The 17,452-nt window shown below is 74.3% G+C and carries 14 protein-coding genes and 1 pseudogene; 3 read left to right on the plus strand and 12 right to left on the minus strand.

What is annotated here, in order from left to right:
- Positions 1 to 151: 151 nt before the first annotated feature.
- The gene (locus ACFVUY_RS30635; RefSeq protein WP_387735408.1) at positions 152 to 1,123 is read left to right on the plus strand and encodes a hypothetical protein; all 972 of its coding nucleotides are present in this window, start codon (positions 152 to 154) and stop codon (positions 1,121 to 1,123) included.
- Between the two features lie 190 nt (positions 1,124 to 1,313).
- Here ACFVUY_RS30635 and ACFVUY_RS30640 read toward each other — a convergent pair whose 3' ends face one another.
- Positions 1,314 to 2,291, minus strand: a complete 978-nt coding sequence (locus tag ACFVUY_RS30640; protein ID WP_387735411.1) for a hypothetical protein — start codon at positions 2,289 to 2,291, stop codon at positions 1,314 to 1,316.
- A 196-nt stretch (positions 2,292 to 2,487) separates the two neighbouring features.
- Positions 2,488 to 4,566, minus strand: a complete 2,079-nt coding sequence (gene ligA / locus ACFVUY_RS30645; RefSeq protein ID WP_387735414.1) for an NAD-dependent DNA ligase LigA — start codon at positions 4,564 to 4,566, stop codon at positions 2,488 to 2,490.
- A gap of 394 nt (positions 4,567 to 4,960) precedes the next feature.
- Here ligA and ACFVUY_RS30650 point away from each other — a divergent pair, with 394 nt between their 5' ends.
- Positions 4,961 to 5,812, plus strand: a complete 852-nt coding sequence (locus tag ACFVUY_RS30650; protein WP_387735417.1) for a TIGR04222 domain-containing membrane protein — start codon at positions 4,961 to 4,963, stop codon at positions 5,810 to 5,812.
- A gap of 81 nt (positions 5,813 to 5,893) precedes the next feature.
- On the opposite strand, the pseudogene ACFVUY_RS30655 reads toward ACFVUY_RS30650, so the two are convergent.
- From ACFVUY_RS30655 to ACFVUY_RS30695, 9 genes and pseudogenes are all read right to left on the minus strand, one after another.
- Positions 5,894 to 6,022 (minus strand): annotated as a pseudogene (locus ACFVUY_RS30655) (IS630 family transposase); the annotation flags it as partial.
- 118 nt (positions 6,023 to 6,140) lie between these two features.
- On the minus strand, positions 6,141 to 6,653 hold the full coding sequence (locus tag ACFVUY_RS30660) for a DinB family protein (protein WP_387735420.1): 513 nt from the start codon (positions 6,651 to 6,653) through the stop codon (positions 6,141 to 6,143).
- Between the two features lie 228 nt (positions 6,654 to 6,881).
- Positions 6,882 to 7,838 (minus strand): hypothetical protein, encoded by a 957-nt coding sequence (locus tag ACFVUY_RS30665; protein WP_387735423.1) that lies wholly within the window; start codon positions 7,836 to 7,838, stop codon positions 6,882 to 6,884.
- On the minus strand, positions 7,835 to 9,373 hold the full coding sequence (locus tag ACFVUY_RS30670; RefSeq protein ID WP_387735426.1) for a phenylacetate--CoA ligase family protein: 1,539 nt from the start codon (positions 9,371 to 9,373) through the stop codon (positions 7,835 to 7,837). The genes ACFVUY_RS30665 and ACFVUY_RS30670 overlap by 4 nt, the downstream gene beginning before the upstream one ends.
- Before the next feature lie 314 nt (positions 9,374 to 9,687).
- Entirely contained in the window at positions 9,688 to 10,698 is a 1,011-nt protein-coding gene (locus ACFVUY_RS30675) for a 3-oxoacyl-ACP synthase III family protein (protein ID WP_387692315.1), read from the minus strand.
- Between the two features lie 199 nt (positions 10,699 to 10,897).
- Positions 10,898 to 12,010: a hypothetical protein gene (locus ACFVUY_RS30680; RefSeq protein WP_387692317.1), complete on the minus strand. Its 1,113-nt coding sequence runs from the start codon at positions 12,008 to 12,010 to the stop codon at positions 10,898 to 10,900.
- Between the two features lie 158 nt (positions 12,011 to 12,168).
- Complete coding sequence (locus ACFVUY_RS30685) at positions 12,169 to 12,600, minus strand: SRPBCC family protein (RefSeq protein ID WP_387735429.1); 432 nt, start codon at positions 12,598 to 12,600, stop codon at positions 12,169 to 12,171.
- Between the two features lie 42 nt (positions 12,601 to 12,642).
- A complete protein-coding gene (locus tag ACFVUY_RS30690; protein ID WP_387735432.1) occupies positions 12,643 to 13,653 on the minus strand; it encodes an aldo/keto reductase in 1,011 nt (336 codons plus the stop codon).
- A gap of 292 nt (positions 13,654 to 13,945) precedes the next feature.
- Positions 13,946 to 15,535, minus strand: coding sequence for an alkaline phosphatase family protein (locus ACFVUY_RS30695; protein ID WP_387735434.1), 1,590 nt, complete (start codon positions 15,533 to 15,535; stop codon positions 13,946 to 13,948).
- Positions 15,536 to 15,733: 198 nt separating this feature from the next.
- Here ACFVUY_RS30695 and ACFVUY_RS30700 point away from each other — a divergent pair, with 198 nt between their 5' ends.
- Positions 15,734 to 16,546, plus strand: a complete 813-nt coding sequence (locus tag ACFVUY_RS30700; protein ID WP_387692324.1) for a GntR family transcriptional regulator — start codon at positions 15,734 to 15,736, stop codon at positions 16,544 to 16,546.
- 134 nt (positions 16,547 to 16,680) lie between these two features.
- Here the strand turns inward: ACFVUY_RS30700 and ACFVUY_RS30705 are convergent, their stop codons facing one another.
- The gene (locus tag ACFVUY_RS30705; protein ID WP_387692326.1) at positions 16,681 to 17,202 is read right to left on the minus strand and encodes a hypothetical protein; all 522 of its coding nucleotides are present in this window, start codon (positions 17,200 to 17,202) and stop codon (positions 16,681 to 16,683) included.
- Positions 17,203 to 17,452 lie beyond the last annotated feature (250 nt).

Raw genomic sequence — 17,452 nt, forward strand, 5'->3', positions numbered from 1 at the left:
CCCGGGCGGCCGGACGGCCGTGCGCGGCCACGGGTCGGCATCGCCCCCGGGCGCTGCCCCCGCGCTGCCCTTTCGGCCCTCGTGGACGCCCGCGCGGGGCCGTAGTCTCGACGGCCGGGGGCCGGACGGCGGAACGGGAGGGCCGGGAAGCGTGCGCAAGGCCGTGACACACTCGGTGCCGCCGGTGCCCGGGGCCGCGCCGAGGAGGCGTACGACGCCGGGCCCGGCCGCGCTGCCCGCCGCCCCCGGCAGGGCGCCGCACCCGGCCGAACTCGCCGCCCTCCAGCGGACGGTGGGCAACGCGGCCGTGACGCGCCGGCTGCAGCGCCAGGAGGCCCCCGGGGTCCGGGAGCAGGCGCGGCGCGACGCCGCCGACCCGACCGGGCACGGCGAGTGGGGCACGTTCCGCGAGGACATGGCCCGGGCGGGCTTCTCCGGGGACGTCACGGAGATCGCCTGGCAGCTCGTCCTCGGCGGCATCGCCGACCAGGGGCGGCTCAACGACGAGGCCATGGCGCGGTTCACCGAGCGCCAGGACCAGCGCGACCACCGCGCGTCGAACAGCTGGTACCAGGAGCTGGTGAAGGTGGTCGGCGACCATCTGGAGATCGACACGCCGACGCTGGCCCTGTGGTCGGGCGGCCGGGAGATCAGCGACTACGCCCTCGCCAAGGGCCACACCCCGCTGGAGGCCACCGCCTTCGGCGGCGTGGTCGACCGGCTGGCCCTGACTCCGGACTGGATGCTCAAGACGCCGATGTGGAACGTCCTGTCCAAGGCCTTCGTGAGCCGCGCCCGCGGCCCCGTCCACATCTTCCTGCGGGCCTACGACCCCGAGAGCGTCCTCATCGCGCAGGAGGTGCCGCAGCTGCGGGTGGTCATGGCGCTGGACCCGGCGGTGCGGCTCGTCTGGCACCCGGTGTACGCCGCGGCCGACGGCCGGCTGATGGAGATCACCAGGGGCCTCGACCTGGTCCCGGACGCGCCCTGCTCCACCCGCGACGCGTGCGTGGGGATCCTCTACGACTACCTGCGCCTCGTCCACGACCCGGCCAACACCCGCTCCGAGCGCGCCCACGCGGACGTGAGCGCCCGCCTCGCCGCCAACGGCAACCCCCCGTAGCGCCGTCGGGCCGTCGCCGCTGCCCCGCGCCGCCCCCGCGCCGCCCGTGCGTCACTCCCCCGCGAACGCCACCGCCCCCGGCGGGTCCTGGGCGAGGACCCGCCGGGGGCGGTGGCGGGAGGGGCCGTTCGGGGCCCGGGTGCCGGTCGGGCGGCGGTCAGGCGATGGTCGGACGGTGGTCGGGCGGTGGTCAGGCGTACCACTTGTGCGCGACGGACTTCTGGGCGCCGAAGGTGAACAGGTCGATGCGGCCGGGGCCCCAGGAGACGGCGCCCACCACCGGCGGGAAGTCGACCGCGCCGACGTCGCCCCACTGGCTCCAGGCGCCGTCGTAGGAGTCGTGCCAGATGTGGTTGCCGGGGCCCCAGGCGAAGACGTCCAGTCGGCCGGGGCCCCGGGAGGAGATCGCCGGGGTGCCGGTGATCTGCGCGGGGAGCGTCTCCCAGCCGTTCCAGGAGCCGTTGCCGTACCAGGTGTGGCGGAGCCCGCCGTCCTGCGCCCGGCCGACGACGTCGACGCGGCCGGGGCCCCAGGAGACGGCGGCGGCGTTGCTGTACAGGTCCCCGCCGAGGTTCTCCCAACCCGTCCAGGCGCCGTTGCCGTACGAGCGGTGGTGGAGGTCCTTGCCGACCGGGAGGAAGAGGTCCAGCCTGCCGAGCCCCTGGGAGGAGATCACGGGGCTGACGGACGTGAGGCCGGCGCTCAGGTCCTCCCAGTTGTACCAGGTGCCGTTGTCGTACCAGCGGTGGGTGAGGCCGCCGTTGACCGCGTCGGTGCCGACCACGTCGATCCGACCCAGCCCCCAGGAGACGGCGGAGATGTTGCCGGTCAGCTTGCCGCCGAGGGACTCCCAGGCGTACCAGGTGCTGTTGTCGTACCAGCGGTGCCACAGGGCGTTGTCGCCGCCGACGACGAACAGGTCGAGCCGGCCGGCGGCCCAGGAGGACGCGACCGGGGCACTGATCGCCGAGCCGCCGAGGGACTCCCAGTCCGACCAGCCGGCCGCCAGGGCGGGGTTCGCGGCGGGGTCGGCGTCGATGCGGACGGCCGGCGCGCCGGCTGCGGCCGGGACCTCGGCGGGCGCGGCCTGCGCCGCGACCGGGAGGAGGACCGCGCCGAGCAGGGCGAGTACGGCGGCGAGGGGAACGGGCAGTGAGCGTCGTGTCATCGTTCGGTTTCCTCACTGTGGTGTGCGGTCAACTGCTTCCGGGATCGGCCTGGTTGGCGACCGTCCAGCAAGCTAGCAGGGTGACCGCCCCGCAGACCGAGGAAGAGGGGGCGCAGTCGGAAGGCACCCCGCTGCCGGAGGACGGGGAGGGCCGGCACCGGCCGTCGGCACCGGTGGTGGTCAGGCCGGCAGGTGGTCAGGCCGGGAGGTGGGTGGCCACCAGGGTGGCGAACTCCTCGGGGGTGAGGATGCGGATGCCGAGCTCCTCGGCCTTGGCGCGCTTGGAGCCGGCCTTCTCGCCCGCGACCAGGAGGGTGGTGCGCTTGGAGACCGAGGAGGAGGCCTTGCCCCCGGCGCGTTCGATCAGTTCGTTCATCTGGTTGCGGGAGAGGTCGGCGAGGGCACCGGTCATGCTGCCGGTGACGACGACGGCCTCGCCGGCCAGCGGTCCGCCGTCGCTCCCGTCGTCACTCCCGTCGGTGGCGCCGCTCCCCTCTCCCGTACCGCTCTCCCCCGCCGCGGCGGCGGGGGCGGTCGGGGCGGTGACGGCGGTGCCCACGCCGAGGGCGGCGAGGCGGTCCAGCAGCGGGGCGAGGTCGGCGAGTTCGGCGGCGACGACGCGGGCCTTCTCGGCGCCGATGCCGTCGACGCCGGCCAGGGTTTCGGCGTCGGCGGCGCGGATCGCCGCCATCGAACCGAAGTGCGCGGCGATCCGGCGGGACATGGTCCGTCCGGTGCCTCGGATGCCGAGGGCGCAGAAGACCCGGTTGAGCGGCTGGGTACGGGCGGTGGCGATCGCGGCGAGCAGGTTGACGGCGCTGGTCTCCCCCATCCGCTCCAGGGTGAGCAGTTGCTCGCGGGTGAGGGTGAACAGGTCGGCGAGGTCGGCGACCAGGCCGGCTTCGACGAGCTGGACGGCGCGGGTGCCGCCGAGGCCCTCGATGTCGAGCTGGTCGCGGCCGGCCGCGTAGAGGACGGAGGCGACGGCCTGGCAGTTGCGGCCGCGGGTGCAGCGCCAGCGCTGTTCGGTGGTGTCGATGGCGTCGCCGCAGCGCGGGCACGCCTGGGGGAAGGCGATCGGCTGCTCGGCGCCGGTGCGGGCGTCGAGCACCGGGGCCTCCACCCGGGGGATCACGTCGCCGGCGCGGTAGACGAAGACCTGGTCGCCGATCATCAGCCCGCGCCGTTCGATGTCGGCGGGGTTGTGGAGGGTGGCGAAGGTGACGGTGACGCCGTCGATGACGACGGGTTCGAGGACGGCGCGCGGGGCGATGATCCCGGTGCGGCCGACGTTCCACTCCACCCCGAGCAGCCGGGTGACCTTGTGCTGGGCGGCCAGTTTGCGGGCCACCGCCCAGCGCGGGGCGCGCGAGCCCAGGCCGGCCTCGGCGCGGTCGGCGGCCAGGTCGGCCTTGACCACCACGCCGTCGATCCCGAAGGGCAGTTCGGCGCGCAGCGCGGCGATCTCCTCGATCCGCTGCTGGACCTCGGTGATGCCCGCGCAGCGCCGCGGGCGGGCGTCGGTGGTGGCGGCGGTGTTGGCGCCGAGGGCGGCGAGGTGGTCCAGCAGGGCGCTGTGGTCGAGGCCCTCGGGGCCGACGGCGTCGTAGGCGAAGAAGGTCAGTTCGATCCGGTAGGGGCGGTCCTTGGCCCGCAGGGTGCCGGCGGCGCCGCTGCGGGGGTGGGCGAAGGGGGTGGCGCCGTGCTCGGCGCGCACCCGGTTGGCGTGCTCGAACTGCTCCTGGGTGAGCAGGACTTCGCCGCGCAGTTCGATGTCGGCGGGCTCGGTGAGCTCGGCGGGCAGGCCGAGGACGGCGTCGGCGGCGTGGGTGATGTCCTCGCCGGCGAGGCCGTCGCCGCGGGTGATCAGCTGCTGCAGGCGCCCGGCGCGGTAGCGCGCGGCGATGGCGAGGCCGTCGAGCTTGGGCTCCACGCACCAGGCGGCGACCGGCCGGCCCAGGCGCCGTTCGAGGCCGGCGGCCCAGGACTCCAGTTCCTCGGTGGAGAAGACGTTGTCCAGGGAGAGCATCGGCGCGCTGTGCGGGACGTCGCCGGTGGCGGCGCCGCCGGCCACCTTTCCGGTCGGCGAGTCGGGCAGGGCCTGGCCGGGGTGGGCGCTCTCGTAGGCGGCGATGGCCCGCAGCAGGGCGTCGTACTCGTCGTCCCCGAGCGGGGTGGAGCCGTCGCCGTAGTACGCGGCGGCGGCCCGGACGGCGGTGGCGACGGCGTCGGCGTACGCGGACGGGGAGGAGAGCGGGGCTGCGGTCTCGATCATGCGGGAATCATGACGGCCGGCACTGACATCGGCGCCCGGAGCCCAGCAGACCAGGCACCCCACCCGCGGTTTCCAGCAGACCTCAGGGGGTTCTACGTCCACCCCGGACCTGGGCCGCCCGCCCAGTGCGGTCCTGCCGTGCCCGCCACACCGACCGGCTGCACCACGGCACCGCCCTCCACGCCCTGTCCTGCGGCGGTCGTCGCTTCGTCACCCTCTGACGGCCCCTCCCCCGCCCGACCACGCGCCCGGGCTCCGTCGCGTCCCTGCCCGCCGGGCGGGAAGGCAGGCGCCAGATCAGGGTCAACTCCCGTTCTGCATAACACACTTGCCACTTGCCCGACGGTCTTCGCGGGCCACACACTGGGGCTGGCTCGACGGGGAAGGGGACGTCATGTGGGTGGTCCTGGTGCTTCTGCTGGGAGTGTCGGCGGCGGTGGCCGTGGCCGCCGTGCGCTGCTACGCCGGGCTGCGGGAGCTGCGCCGGGCGGAACAGCTGGCGACCGGGCGGGAGTTCGACCCGACACGGGTCGAACTCGCCTTCCTGGCCGGGAACCTGGGGGTGATGACCGTGACGGAGATGTACGAGCGCGGCCGATTGGTTGCCTCCCGCTCCGGTGACGTCACGCTGACCACGCCCGCCGCAGCCGGCACCGGCGCGGGAGCGGAGGACGGTGCCGGAGACGAGTTCGAGGCGGCGGCCGCGCGCTCACTCGGGTCCGCGCGCACCGGCGATCTCACCACGCTGCGCTGGGCGGTGGAGAAGTCCCCGGAGGCGAAGGCCCTGCGCGCGCGGCTCGCGGCGCGGGGCCTGGCCGACGACGAGGACCTCGTCGAACGCGTATGCCGGGTGAACCGGTGGATGGAGGTGCTGATCGGCGCGGTGTTCCTCGCGTTCCTGGTCGCAGGGGCGTGGACGGGCGCGCACCGAGGGCTCTGGCCCGTCCCGCTGGCGGCCTTCCTGCTGGCGGCCTTCCTGCTGCCCTTCGCGGCCGCGCTGTGGATCAACCACGTATCGCTTCCGCCGCTACGCAACGCCACCGGGACGGGATCCCGGGTACTGAAAGCCGCCCGAGCGGCCGAACCCCACAGCGGGACGGCAGCCGTGGCCCTGCGGGGACTCACCGCCCTGCCCGCCGACCACGAACTGCGTATCTGCGACGCCGCCTCCGACCGCCGGATCGCCGCCCAGGTGGAAGCCTCGATGCAGCAGCGCCTCTACACGTGCTCCGGTGAGGGGGGTTAGTGCCGCATCAGGCAACGTTCGGTGGGTGCGCCGCTCGATGGGCCGAGCGCGGCGGCGAGCACAAGGACCCCGACCGCGAGCCGCGCAGAGGTGCTCGACGCGGGCCTTCTCGGCCGCGCAGTCCGGGTCGCGGGAGGTCTTCCAGGTCTTCGGGCGTTGAAAGGAGACGCCTTCCTCGCGGAGCAGGATGCGCTGGCCCTCGTCGTCATCGATCTCGCGCACGCTCACACGTTCAGCCACCCGAGCACCCTGACACGACGCGCCGCCCGGCACGGAACCCGGCGGCGCATCGTGTCACAACAGGGCGGCGGCCCTGCCTGATCCGGCGTCACACACCAGTGGTGCCGTCAATGCGCTCCCGGAGCAGGTCGGCGTGGCCATTGTGGCGGGCGTACTCCTCGATCATGTGGACGTAGATCCAGCGGAGGCTGACGTCCTGCTCCATGAAACGGCCGGTGTCGGTCAGAGCGCGGCCGGCGCAGAGCTCGCGGGCGCGGGCGATCTCCGCATGCCAGGTGGCGAGGGCGTCGTGCAGTGTGGCGCCCTCGGCCAGTTCGAAGCCGCCGTCGGGGGCAGACGGGTCGGCCTGCGGGTCGTAGATGGGCGGGGCCTGTTCTCCGGCGAACACTCGGCGGAACCAGTTCCGCTCCACCTCCGCCATGTGCTGGACGAGGCCGGTCAAGGTGAAGCCGGACGGTGGCACGGACGCGACAGCGGCCTGCTCATCGTCCAGGCCCTCGCACTTCACGGCGAGGGTGACGCGGTGAAATTCAAGCCAGCTTTCGAGCGTGGTGCTCTCGTCGGCGTTCAGGGGCGGCAAAGGACGTTCGATGGCACTCATCGGACGATTATCGCCAGCGGCCGAAGCCATCGACAGGCAGGACCTCCGACAGGGCGAACGTTGCCTGATGCGGCATCGGCTACGGGGCCTACCCGGCCGACCGCGTTCCCTTCTTGAGGAACCCGGTGTCGTCCACGATCAGCACGCCACCGGGATCGGACATGTCCCCACCCGTGAACAGCCCAGCGAGCGAACCTAACAACCGTCACGGTAAGCACCGTTGCCGTACTAAGTGCCCGGGGGTGTGCCCTCGGGGAGGGGGGCGGCGAGGGCGGCGTCCGGCTCGGTGTCGGGTCCGGGTCGGGTACCGGTGCCGGAGCGGGCGGGGAGCGGGAGCGGGTGGCCCTCGCGCCACTGGGCGGTGGTCCGCTCGCCGCCCGAGCGGCGCTGCCAGTACAGGTGCTGGGCGACGATGAGCGGGCCCAGCGCGGTGAGCAGCGGGAATCCGGTGGTGAGCCAGCCGAGGGCGAAGCAGGCGCTGACGGCGCTGGTGGTCAGCAGGCCGAGGAGGGCGGCGACGGCGGCGGCGGTGCGGCCGTGGGCCTTGGCGGCGACCAGCGGGTACAGGACGAGCAGCAGCAGGTCGCCGAGGCCGACGGCGACGGGGGCCGGGCCGCCGGTGAGGGCGAGCATCGGGGCGAAGGGGCGGTCCTGGACCTGTTCGAAGAAGCGGGCGGTGGTGTCGGTGAGGGTGGTGGCGGTGAGGTCGTAGGCGGTGAGGACGGCGGCCAGGGCGGCGGTGTGGACGGAGCGCAGGCCGCTCTGGGTCCAGAGGTTGGCGACGCCGACGACGGCGGCGGCGATCATCAGGTCGCTGCCGGCCCGGGCGGCGCCGGGGTGGCCGGTGAGGGCGGCGAGCGTGGTGGCGGCGGTGGCGGTGAGGGCGGCGGCCCAGGACCAGGGGGTGGCGCGCAGCCGGGTGGCGGCGAGCAGCGGGGCGAGGGTGAACTGGACGGCCAGGCAGGCGACGAGGCCGAAGACGGCGGAGACGGCGGCGCCGGGCAGGGCGGTGTAGAGCAGCGGGGCGAGGACGACGCCGGCGCACAGGACGGCGATGTCGCCGCCGGTGTAGACGCCGACCGGGGGGCGGGGCATCCGGATCCGGGCGAGGTACCAGGCGGCCAGGGCCAGTTCGGCGGCGACGGCGGCGCTCAGTGCGGCCAGGGCGGCGGGGCTGACGGTCATGCGGTTCCTCCCGCGGCCGGGGCCGTCGACGGTGCCGGGGGCGCCGGTGGTGTGCCGGGGGCGCCGGGGCCGCCGGCGGTGTCGGGAGTGTCGAGGGTGTCGAAGGTGTGCTCGCGCAGGTCGGCGCGCAGAGGCGCGGTGGGCGGCATGGCGGCGCGGTCCTCGTACAGCACGATGTCGGACAGCCGCAGGCCGGCGGCGTGGGCGCGCTCCTCCAGGCGGCCGCGCAGGGCGGTGGCGGGCAGCCGGTCGACCAGCAGGTGCAGGCGGGCGGGTCCGTGGGGGCCGTCGGGGCCTTCGGTGAGGGCGTGGCGGGCGGGCAGCGGGACCTCCGGTTCGGCCTCGACCAGGTCGAGCACCTCGCGGGTGGTGACGGTGCGGCTGAGCGGCCCGTTCCAGCGGCCGAGGATCTCGGAGGTGGCGGGGAGGTGGGCGAGTTCGCAGGTGGGCGGCTCGGCGGGGAGGCGGACGAGGTCGCCGGTGGCGTAGCGCAGCAGCAGGGTGCAGTCGCGGTAGGGCACGTAGGGGGTGTGCACGACGGTGCCGGTGGCGCCGGGGGCGGTGGGTTGCCAGGTGAGCGGGTCGAGGACTTCGAGGTGTCCGAACTCGGTGGTGTGGTGGAGGTGGCCCCGGGTGCAGGGGGTGGCGCCGGAGGGCAGGATCTCGGTCATCAGGTAGGCGGAGGTGGCGGTGGCGCCGAACACCTCCTCGGCGCGGCGGCGCAGGGGTGCGGAGAGCACCTCGCCGCCGACGCTGATCGACCGCAGGCCGAAGTCGGTGCTGCGCCACTTGCGTTGTTCGGCTTCCTGGACGAGGGCGGCCAGGTAGGAGGCGGAGGTGGTCAGGTGGGTGATCCGGGGGTCCTTGCCGGGCAGGCCGAGCGGGGCGGCGAGGCGGTCGAGGGCCACGGCGGGGCCGACGGTGCCGAACTGGACGAACCCGGCGCCGGCGCGGGTGGCCGACTCCTCGGCGTTGACCAGCGGCAGGGTGGCGCGGGAGCAGCCGGCGTAGGCGACGGTGTGGCGGGGGCGCAGGCCGAGGCCGAGCACGGCGGAGATGGTGCTGAAGGCGACGGCGCACTCGAGTTCGGCGCGGGAGAACCACACCGCGGTGGGGGTGCCGCTGGTGCCGGTGGTGAGCGCCATCAGGACGGGGGTGGCGGCGTCCGAGACGAAGGCGGCGGGCAGGGCGCGCAGCGCCTGTTTGGGGGTGACGGGGACGCGCGACCAGTCCTCGGGCTCCAACCGGGCCGGGTCGAGGTCGAGTTCGGCGAACTGCCGGCGGTAGTGGGCGGTGTGCCGGGCCGCGGTACGGGCGGTGGCGCGCAGGCTGCGCCGGGCCACCTCGCGCCGCACCTGCGGGTCGACGTGTCCGGCCCGGCCGGGCAGCAGGGCGGAGTCCTCGCCGGGCTCGCCGAACTCGGCGATGGTGGCGACCAGGTCCCGCGCGAGGCGTTCCAGGTCGTTCGGACGTATTCGACGGTTCGTCAGGATTGCTGCGCCGTAACGCAGTTGACTCAGCGCGGTCGCGAACAAGCGGACTCCCCAGGCCAGGGTCGGACGGTACGCCACCCGGCCCCGGCCGGGGTCGATCGGATCAGGCCCCGATCAGGTCAGACCATGTGGAGGAACATGGCGGCGGTGAGGGTGCTGAAGGCGTACTTGAGGTAGTGCTTGACCATGATCGGTTCTCCCTCGTACGGGCCGGCCGGCCGCCCTGACCGGGCGCGGCAGCGGATGCCCGTGGCCGGTTCTGGTCGACGGGCAACGGCAGTATAGGGACGGTTCGGCCACCCGCAACAGCCTGTGTGCACGGCCAACCTTCCGGCTGTTCACGTCAGTTCGTGGTGTCAGCACTCCAGGAGGGTGCAGCTCCAGTGCATGCCGCGCCCCATGCCGGCCAGGGCGATCAGGTCGCCGTCGCCGAAGTGCCCGGACGCGCGGTGGTGATGGAGGTCGAGGAGGTGGTCCGCGGCCCCGAAGTGGCCCCGTTCCAGGGAGATTTCGAGGTTGGTGCGCTCCACCGGGACACCGAGCCGGTCGGCCAGCTTCGTCAGCGTGCCGAGGTTGTCGTTGAGCAGCACCACCCTGGCCAGGTCCGGGACGGACGCGCCGATCCGCTTGCAGGCCCGGGCCACCACCTCGCGCACCCGCTCGCCCATCAGGCCGGCGAACTCCTGGAAGCGGTCGGTGTCGTAGTCGAAGAACTCCATCAGGCCCCAGGCGTCGCGGGCCGGCGGGGGCGTCCGGCCGCCGCGGAAGGGGTCGGCCGCCCCGCCCTGGTCCATCCGGAACAGGTCGACGTAGCGGCCGTCGCTGATCGTCTCGCTGGCCCGCCAGCGCAGTTCGGGGTGGCCGCGCCCGGCCACCGCGGCGCCGGCGCCGTCGGAGAACAGCAGCGAGTTGGTGTGCATCCGGTTCCAGTAGGGCTCGCACGTCCGGTTCGCCCCGACCACCAGCGCCCGCTGGTACTCGGGGTGGGTGGCGAAGCGGCCTGCGAGCAGGTCGAAGCAGGTGATGCCGCTGACGCAGCCCTGGCCGACGAGGACCGCCTCGGCACGGCGGGCGCCCAGCCGGTCCTGGAGGCTCGCGGCCGCGTCCCAGTACAGGTACTCGGGGATGTCGGTGATCGCGAGGACCACCAGGTCCAGCTCGGCGGGGTCGGTGCCCGCTTCGTCCAGGGCCGCCCGGGCGGCGTCGACGGCCAGGTCGGTGAGCCCGACCCCGGCCGGGCTGCGGTGGACGGCGCGGTAGCCGTACGCCAGGACGCGTTCGACGTCCTCGGTGTACTCCGACGCCACGTCGGCGACGGCGACGGGCTCCCCGAGGGCCGATCCGAACGACATCAGTCCGTAGTCCACGCCACTGCCCCTTCCGGCCGCGCGGCTCGCATGTCCGCGCACTGTTCGGCACCGGCAAGGTGCCGCTTCCGCCGCCGAGGGAGTTCGTCATCGAACTTCCGTTTCCCGGTCCGGCCCGACGCCCCGTCAGGCTATACAGCGCCGAGGAGCCCTGACCAGCACCGACACCGGCGCCCTCGCCGCCCGGGCGGACGACGGATCACGGCGCCGGCGGGATCCCGGCGTGCGCGAGGGCGAGATCGACCATGCGGTGCATGACGACGCCGGGAACGGCGGGATTCCGGGCGCCGGTCGCGGCCCCGCGCGGATCGAGCAGCAGCGCCACCAGGTCCTCCGGCGGCAGGGCCGGATTGGTCCGGGCGAGCCACCGCACGTCGCGGTCGTCGTCGGCGGTGAGCGCGGCGGCGGTGGCCGGGGCGAGCCGGCGGTGCCCTGCGGCGGCCCGGCGGACCACCGGGTCGGGGTCCGCGGCGGCCCGCTCGACGTCGGCGCAGGTGGTGGCGGGGTCGTCGAGCGCGGCGGCCCGCAGGCGCGGGTTCGGGTCGGCGGCGAGGCGCAGCAGGCCCTCGCGGGGGAAGTTGGGGTGGTTCCGCGGGCGGCCGGGGAAGGAGAAGGTGCCGTCCCACCACGCCGCCATGTCCAGGAGCATCCAGGGCGGGGCATCGTCGCAGGACTCGGCCAGGAAGATCCGCACCACGCGGTCCTCGTCGCGGGCGAGGAGGTCGGCCACGTCGGCGGGCAGGCGCGGCGCCCTGGCGACGCTGCGGCGGACCAGCAGCTTCGGGGAGGCGGCGAGCAGGCGCATGGCCTCGGCATCGGCGTGCAGGGCGGTGACCCACCGCAGCTCCGCGCTCCCGCTGCCGGGGCCGATGTCGGGGGTCGCGGCGGCCGTCGCCGCCAGCTCGGCGGGGTCGGCGGGGTCGGCGGGCGGGAGGGCGTCGCCCGGCGACGGTTTCCGGGCGGCGCCGGCCAGTTCCGTGAACAGCCCGCGCAGGCCCGACCCGGGTGTGGCGGCGATGAGCCTGTCCCACTGCGCCGGTGTCAGTCGGCCGCTCTCCGCGACAGCGATCCGCACGCGTCGGCCGGGGTGGGCGATCGCGGCGTCCACGACCTCCTCGGGAAGGTCGTCGCGGTGCAGGACGTCGTGCGTGCCGGCGTCCAGGAGGCGCAGCAGCAGGTCGGCGGGCGCCGCGCGGTTGTGGCCGAGCCCGGACAGCCAGGCGAGGCCGGTCGCGCGCTCGACGTCGGTGGCGGAGGTGAGCGGGGCCCAGACGGGGCCGGGCGCGGCGGGCGGTGTCGGTCTCGGTGTCACCGGTCGGAGCCTACGCCCGCCGCCCGTACGGGCCCGCGGGGCCGGCAGCCCGGGCGGCCTCCGAGGGGTGGGGCCGCGGGATTCCGGCGCCGCGGCGGGCCGGACACCCGATCCCCTGGGTGTCCGGGCCGCCGCGGCGCCGGGGCGGGGTGCCCCGCTCAGCCCGCGAGGACCTGGGCGAGGGTCTTGTCGAGGGCGTCGAGGCCGTCGGCGTAGATGCCGGCGAACAGGTCGACGACCTCCTGCTCGGTGGCGTTGTCGGGGTTGAAGCGGCCGGACCACTGGACCTCGGCGATGTCGTCACGGCCGGGGACGGCGTGGACGCGGATGGTGGAGACGTAGCCGGTGACCGGGAAGGGGGCCCGGAGGATGGCGTAGCTGTACTGCCGCTCGGTCTCGTTGAAGTCCACGAGGCGCTCGACGATGACGTCGCCCTCGGGGTTCTTCAGGCTGCGGACCCGGCCGCCCTCGGACGCGGTGCTCTCGGGGATGTAGGGGAGCCAGTCGGGCAGGGCGTCGAAGCCGCCGATGAGGTTCCAGACCTGGCCGGGCGAGGCGGGGACGATGCGGCTGACGGAGGTGGAGGCCATGATCGTTTCTCCTGTACTGCGGTGGGGGTGCGGGGTGGGGGTTCAGGCGCCGTTGGGCAGCGGGGCGGCCGGGCTGACGAGGCCGGCGGCGCGCAGCTCCTGCCAGAACGCGGCCGGGACGGTCTCGTTCAGCGCGGCGAGGTCCTCGGCGATGCGGCTGGGCCTGGTGGCGCCGGGGACGACGGCGGCGGTCACCGGGTGGGCGAGGGAGAACTGCAGGGCGGCGGCCTTGATGGACACGCCGTGCCGGGCGGCGACGGCCTTGAGGCGGGCGACCTTCTCGATGATGTGCGCCGGGGCGGCCTGGTACTCGAAGTGGGCGCCGCCGGCGAGGATGCCGGAGCTGTAGGGGCCGCCGACGACCATGTCGACGTTCTGCTCCTGCGCCATCGGGAGCAGGCGCTGCAGCGCGTACTCGTGGTCGAGCAGGGTGTAGCGGCCGGCGAGGAGGAAGCCGTCGGGCCTGGGCTCGTCGAGGGCGAGGGTGAGCTCGATGGGCTCGGCCTTGTTGACGCCCAGGCCCCAGGCCTTGATGACGCCCTCGTCGCGCAGGCGGGACAGGACGCGGAAGGCGCCGGTGCGGGCCTCCTCGAACTTGGCCAGCCACTGGTCGCCGTGGAAGTCCTGGGCGATGTCGTGGACCCAGACGATGTCCAGCCGGTCGGTGCCCAGGCGCTTGAGGCTGTCCTCGATGGAGCGCTCGGTGGCCTCGGCGGTCCACACGTGGAGCATCTTGTTGGGGTTGCCGTGCTCGAACAGGCCGCCCTTCTCGCCGAGGTCGCGGTCGCCCTCCTCCAGCTCGTCGAGGATGACGCGGCCGACCTTGGTGGACAGCACGTACTCGTCGCGCCGCTTGGCGGAGAGGACCTCGCCCAGGCGCTGCTCGGAGAGGCCGGCGCCGTAGAAGGGGGCGGTGTCGTAGTAGCGGATGCCGTGCTCCCAGGCGGCCTCGACGGTGGCGGCGGCCTCGGTGTCGGGGATCGCGCGGAACATGTTGCCGAGGGGGGCGGTGCCGAAGCCGAGCTTGCCGGGGAGGAGTTCCTTGAGGGACATGTCAGTGCCTTTGCGGAGCGGGCGGGGGTCCGTGGGGAGGGGGCACCCGCCGGGGGTTGCGCCTGCGCCGAGTGATTGGTGCAGACGCGCCTTACATGCAGGAACAATAGTTGCACACGCGCTGCAATGCAAGGGGTGGGCCGCTCCGGGGCGACGGCGGGCCCGGGCGACGGGCGACAACGGGCCCGGGCAACGGGCATCAGCGGGCCCGGGCAACGGGCGGGGGCGGGCCGGCACGGCCGCGGGCGGGGGCGGGGCCCGGCGCCCTTCCCCCGCCCGCGCGCCGTCCGGCTCAGGAGGCCGTGAAGGCGACCTGGTCCACGGTCCAGAAGGCGCTGTTCGTGCCGGTGTAGCGGAACTGGAAGCGGGCGGTGGTGGCGCCGGCCGGGATGGCGACGGGGAGGTTCTCGACGGTGTTGAGGTCGCTGCGGTAGGACTTCACCGGCTGCGGGGCGCCGTTGTCGAAGACCACGTAGACGTCGCCGGTCTGCGGCCCGTCGACCTTGTAGTTCGTCGCGAAGGACAGCACGCCGCGGCTCGCGCCGGAGACCGGGTAGGCGGGGCTGACCAGGGTGGAGTCGAACTGGCCGGCGCCGTGCGCCTTGTCGTCCCACTCGTCGGAGTCGGCGACGGCGAAGACGTTGCGGGCGCGCACATTGGTCTCGCGGGACTGGCCGAGCTGGGCGGCGGTCCAGAACTCGTCGGTGGCGAAGGTCCAGCCGCGCCACTCGGTGACGCCGCCGGTGGGCATGCGGGAGTTGTCGATGCTCCAGCCGGCCGGCGGGGTGTGGGTCCAGCCCTTCACCGCGGCCGGGATGCCGCTCTCGTCGGTGCGGGCCTGCAGGCCCGGGCGCAGCGCGTCGAAGGCGTCGGGGACGATCTCGTCGATCGGGCGGCCGTCGAGCTGCCGGGCGGGGTCGACGGGGGCGCCCTCGTGCTTGAGGACGGTGGGGGCGATGTCGACCGGCTTGACGTCGTAGCGGCGCGAGCCGGGGGTGCAGCCGGCGCCACTGGCGATCAGGAAGGTCTGGCGCTCGTTGGCGCTGTTGCCGCCGTGGCCGCCGGCGTCGGTGTGGCCGTGGTCGGTGGTGACGAGGATCAGCCAGTCCTCCGCGGCGTACGTGGGGCGGGACCTGACGGCCTGGAGGACCTGGCCGACCAGGGCGTCGGCGGAGTGGAGGGCGGCCGCGTACTCGGGGCTGGCGCCGCCGTGGTTGTGGCCGGCCTCGTCGACCTGGTCGAAGTGCAGGAAGGTGGCGTCGGGGTTGCCGTGGGAGAGGTAGTCGACGGCGTCGGCGGCGGTCTTCGTGTCGTTCTCGCTCTCCTGCAGGCGCAGGTCGGCGCGGCCGTTGAAGACGTTGCCGGCGATGGGGTTCCAGGAGCCGATCACCAGGGTGGAGTTGGCGGGGTCGGCGTTCTCCAGGCGGGTGGCGAAGTCGGGGTACAGGTCGAAGCGGGAGCCGGTGAAGCTGTTGTCCTTCACCTGGTGCTTGTCGGGCCACACGCCGGTGGCGACGGTCGACCAGCCGGGGCCGGAGAGGGTGGGGGCCAGCGGGTTGGCGTAGAGGTTGCCGGTGGCGGTCATGCCGCCGGCCATCAGCGCCTTGAGGTTGGGGGCGTCGGCGGTGAGCAGCTTGTCGTAGCGGGTGCCGTCGACGCCTATGACGAGGGTCTTGGCCTGCTTGGTGCCGTTCGGCAGGCCCTGGTACGCACCGGCGGCGGCGGTCGCAGCGGTGGCGGTGGCGGTCGCAGCGGTGGCGGTCGCAGCGGTGGTGGCGGCGGTCGCGGCGGTGGCGGTCGGCACGATCAGCCCGGCGGCGGCGGTGGCGGCGGCGAGGGTGACGGCCAGGGCCGCGGTGCGGGTGGAGCGCGGGGTGCGCAACGGAGGACTCCCAACTGGTCGGCAGCACGGTGCAGTTGCACCGGGAGTGAGGATGGGCGGGGCGGGCGAGGACGGGCCCTCCGCGAATCCACGGTTGTATGAACAACCGCAGAAATTCAGACCAGACCCGTTATGCTTCCGTGATCACACACTCCGGGGCGGCCGCCCGGCCCGGACGGCGCTCGATACGCTTGCGCGGTGAACCACCCCATCCCCAGGGCCGTCCCCGAGCCCGCCCGCGCCGGCGTCCCCGAGCACGGCCGGGTGCCCAAGTACTACCTGGTCAAGGCCCGCCTGGAGGAGCTGATCGCCGAGCTGGGCCCGGGCGGGCGGCTGCCCACCGAGGTCGATCTGGCGCAGCGTCACGGGGTGGCGCGGGCGACGGTGCGCCAGGCGCTGCGCGAGCTGCTGCTGGAGGGCCGGTTGCGGCGGCAGGGCCGGGGCACGGTCGTGGCCGGGTCGAAGATCGAGCAGCCGCTGTCCCTGAGCAGCTACACCGAGGGCGTCTCGCGCCAGGGCCTGCGCCCGGGCCGCACCCTGATCGCCCTGGACCGGCTGCCCGCCGACGCGGCGATGGCCCGGCTGCTGGAGGTTCCCGAGGGCGAGCCGCTGTGGCACCTGGAGCGGGTGCTGCGCGCGGACGAGGAGCGCGTCGGACTGGAGTCGACGTACGTGCCGGTCGCCCGGGTGCCCGCGCTGGCGCGGGACTTCGACCCCGAGGGGTCCTTCTACGGCTATCTGCGCGAGCAGGGGGTGCGGCTCGGCGCCGCCGACGAGCGGATCGAGACGGTGCTGGCCAGCCCGCGCGAGGCCCTGCTGATCGGCACCCCGCCGGCGCTGCCGATGCTGCTGCTGCACCGCCGCAGCCTGGACGCGGCGGGGCGCCCGCTGGAGCAGGTGCGCACCCTCTACCGCGGGGACCGGTTCAGTTTCACCCTCGCGCTGGGCGCCCCGGACGCCCCGAGCACCCTGGGAGCTCCGAAAGCCCCGGACGCCCCGGACGCGAGCTGACCGTCCGGCGGCCGCGGGTCCGGCCGCCGCCGGCAGGGCGTGCGGGGCATGCAGGGCGTACGGGACATGCGGGGCATGCGGGGCGTACGGGCGTACGGGCGTACGGGCGTACGGGCGTACGAAACGTCCGGGTGTCAGCAGGTGCCGACGCGGCCGTTGTACGAGGACCAGACCGGCACCCAGGGGCTGTTGTTGTCGTGCGGGCGGTAGACGACGAAGTTGCCGTCGTTCTGCATGCGCGCCCAGTTGGCGCTGGGGTTGCAGCCGAGGGCGGTGCCGGACCACCACTTGGCCTTCTTGAAGGTGTCGTAGACGACGAAGTTGCCGTCGTACTGCATGATCACCTTGCCCGGGCCGCCGCTGTTGGTGCCGCTGGCCCACAGCGCGTAGCCGGTGTTGGTGTCGTACTCCACGAGGTTGCCGTCGTTCTGGTACAGCAGCCGGTAGTCGCCGTTGCCGGAGACGAGCGAGTCGCCGGGCAGCAGGCAGCTGCCCCAGTTCATGTGGTCCCAGCCGCTCGGGTTGCGCGAGCAGTTCCACTCGCTGTTGACGTCGGCGGAGGCGCTGGTGGCGGTCGTCAGTCCGGTGACCGAGGCCAGTGCCAGGGCGGCGCCGACCAGGGACAGGGCTCGCTTGACCGTTCCGGTGTTCCTCATCGTTCCCCTCGTTTCTGCTGCGGCGCGGTTCCCGACCGGCCGCGGCACGGTGTCGTGGACGGCCGTACGGACCCGGGGGCCCGCCCGCCGTCGTGCGGTGGGACCGGGGCCTCTCGACCCCTGCGTCCATGCCAACGGGATGCGGGCGGCGGCCGGTTCACCGGGATTCCCGCGGCCGGCCGCCGGACCGGGGGCCGGGCGGAGGCCACCTGGCCCGACCTTGTAGGTTTCGGTGTCACCGGCTGCAAGG

It is taken from the genome of Kitasatospora sp. NPDC058063 (assembly GCF_042885395.1).
Classification (GTDB): domain Bacteria; phylum Actinomycetota; class Actinomycetes; order Streptomycetales; family Streptomycetaceae; genus Kitasatospora; species Kitasatospora lactacystinica.